The organism is Ensifer sp. M14 (genome assembly GCF_003355565.1).
GTDB lineage: Bacteria > Pseudomonadota > Alphaproteobacteria > Rhizobiales > Rhizobiaceae > Ensifer.
In genome coordinates, this window is the sequence record NZ_QJNR01000044.1 from 1 (window position 1) to 1,486 (window position 1,486).

At 60.2% G+C, this 1,486-nt stretch carries 1 protein-coding gene; it reads right to left on the reverse strand.

Going from position 1 to position 1,486, the window contains the following annotated elements:
* Window positions 1–62: 62 nt before the first annotated feature.
* On the reverse strand, window positions 63–1,433 hold the full coding sequence (locus BLJAPNOD_RS35110; protein WP_115423220.1) for an IS1182 family transposase: 1,371 nt from the start codon (window positions 1,431–1,433) through the stop codon (window positions 63–65).
* Between the last annotated feature and the right edge of the window lie 53 nt (window positions 1,434–1,486).

Consider the following 1,486-nt stretch of genomic DNA (forward strand, 5'->3'; position numbering starts at 1 on the left):
CGGGTTTTGTTTTTGATCTTGTGCTTGCGCTGAGGTTTCCTGGTTGATTGGCCGGGACCGGGTCAGGCGGGGACTTGTTTTGGTGCTTTGGTCAGCGCCATTGCGATCTTCTTGATGTTTTGTGCTGCGGCTGCCAGCAGGCACTGGCATGCGACGCGGATTTGACTTCGGAAGCGGGCATAGCGATGGCCGTGAAGCTGCTTGGCATCAGCGAAGGAGCGTTCGACCGTCTCCTTGCGGCGTTTGTAGATCGCCTTGCCCCAAGGGGTCAGGCGATGGGCATCAGTGCGCTCGCGGGCGTCTTGCCAGACATGACGGGTGATGGTGCGTGTCGCCACGGCGTTGGTGGTGCAGGAGGCCAGCAGCGGGCAGTCGCGGCAGATCGATGGGTCGGAGCGATAATGGCGATAGCCGTTGCGGTCGGTGGTGGCGTAGGCGAGCAGTTGGCCTTGCGGGCAGCGATAGCCGTCGGTCTCAGCCTCATAGACGAACTTCGACTTGCGCATCATGCCGGGTTTGGGTGGGGTCGGAGTGCGATAGCCGGTAACGCCGAGGATGTCGCGCTGCTCAAGTCCCTTCGCAATGCCGGATGTGGCATAACCGGCATCCAGACCAACGGCTTTGACGTCGAATGCGAACCGCTGGCGCTGGCGGTCCAGTCGGTCGAGATAGACGATCGAGTCATGCACATTGGCCGGGGTGACATGGGTATCGGTGATGATGGCGTGTCGGCCGTCCACCGTGCGGTGGTCAAGATAGAAGAAGCCCTTCGGCTTGCCGTCGCGCACCATATAACCGCTGTCGGGATCGCTGCGCGACACCTTGGTCGCCTTCACCTCCGGCGCGCGCTCTTTCTCCTTCAACGGTTTCTGACCATGCAGCGTCCGCTCGGCCTCGATCGCCCGATCGAGATCGGCCCAGTAGTCGGACCGTGACTTCTCGATCATTTGCAGATCGTATTTGCCCTTGTTGGCATTCGCCTTCAGATGGGTGGAGTCGGTATAGAGCACCGTACCGTCGACCAGCCCATGGCCGATCGCCTGTTCGACGATATGATCGAAGATGGCTTGAGCCACGTCCGTGTCGTTGAAGCGGCGACGCCGGTTCTGGGAAAGCGTCGAGGCGTCGAACACACCATCCGTCAGCTTCAGCCGCAGAAACCAGCGATAGGCGACATTGACCTCGATCTCGCGCACCAACTGGCGCTCCGAGCGGATACCGAACAGGTAGCCGATGAACAGCGCCTTGAACATCAAGGTCGGATCGAGCGGCGGTCGGCCGTTGTCGGCGCAGTAAAGACCGGCAACACGATCGTGGATGAAGGAAAAGTCGATCACCGCGTCTATTCTGCGAAGCAGGTGATCCTTCGGAACCAGGCTATCGAGCGTCACCATCTCGAGAGCAGTCTGTTCGGGAGCGGGTTTCTTCAACATATCCCAGTGAATCACAAACCCCCAGCTCTCGCCAGGGGTTTGTCAGCAGTCTG